Here is a 1168-nt window from a genome sequence, read left to right as displayed (position 1 = left end):
GGCAGGGCTATCGCATATGAGTGATGGCATTGATGAGATAGTCGTCGTTCCAGGCGCATTTCTTGATGCGATGGCTGATGGGAACTTTGGCAGCATCGGCGGCCTGAAGGATGTTTCTGGCGAGGCGATTGAGAAGGGCCGTGTTGGCGGGGGCATTGTCCTTGCGGGCACGGCTGAGATCCTCATCGAGATGGACATCGAGCATCCAATGCAGGCCGTTCTCGATCTGCCAATGAGCTCTAGTGAGGTCGAGCGCCCGCTGCGGCGACATGAGCGTGGAGGCCATGAACAGGCGCATCAACGGCTTGGCCTGATCGCGTCGGCTGGTGATGCGGATGAAGGCCCGGTGGCCGGGCATCAGCGGCTCGGCCGCCGCCACGATCTCGGCCTGCCGCCACTCGTTGCGGCCGTGGCTGGTCTCGGTCCGCTCGGCAATGGAAGGGGTGGCGTCGGCCAGTTGCAGGTTGGCACGGCGCAGCCAATGACGACGGTTGCCCTTCAGCGCAAGCAGGTAATCGCCACCTCTTTGGGTAATGGCCGCAGCCATGCGGGTGTGGCAGTGGAGCGCGTCGGCGGTGACCAATCTGCCCGTAAGATCAATGAGTTCGATGACTTTGAGCGCGGCCTCGACTTCGTTCTCACCATCGCTCGGCGAGACTGCCGCCAGGCACAGCCGGGTCTCGGCGGCGAAGGCCGACACCGTCAACGGCGGACTGGCTGCCAAGCCCTTCTCGTAGGCTCGCCGCAAAGCCTTGCCGTCAAGCGACACCACCTCGGGCGTCTCCCGGCTGGCTCGGGCGAAAGCTGCGGCAAAGGCAGCAAAGGCGCGACCAAAGGCCTCCGGGTCGAGCAGACGCAGCAGCCGCGAGAAGGTGTCGTGGCTGGGAGCTGCGTCATAGTCGATCAGCCGCGACAGCGCCTGCTTGCGCTCCTGCGCGAACAGGGCAAATTCCGTCGCATTGCTGGCGCCGCACAGGCTTGCTGCGATCATCATCACGATCAGGTCGCCAAGCCGGTGCGTGGCGTTGGGCGCGCGTGGATCAGGCACCGCGCCAAAGTAGCTCTCAAGGCAGGAAATGGCAGTCGCTCCTTCGCTCAACTGCCTCTCCAAAGAATCCTTTCTCAGCCTAAACTCAACCCCAAAATCGCCATATGCGATTCCCCTGCC

General features: G+C 63.3%; 1 protein-coding gene. It reads right to left on the bottom strand.

Annotated features, from left to right (window positions below):
• Window positions 1-7: 7 nt before the first annotated feature.
• A complete protein-coding gene (locus NKH30_RS33040) occupies window positions 8-1078 on the bottom strand; it encodes an ISAs1 family transposase (protein WP_502911552.1) in 1071 nt (356 codons plus the stop codon).
• Between the last annotated feature and the right edge of the window lie 90 nt (window positions 1079-1168).

The organism is Mesorhizobium sp. M1273, assembly GCF_040318195.1.
Lineage (GTDB): Bacteria > Pseudomonadota > Alphaproteobacteria > Rhizobiales > Rhizobiaceae > Mesorhizobium.
This window is presented reverse-complemented; position numbering and strand designations above follow the sequence as displayed.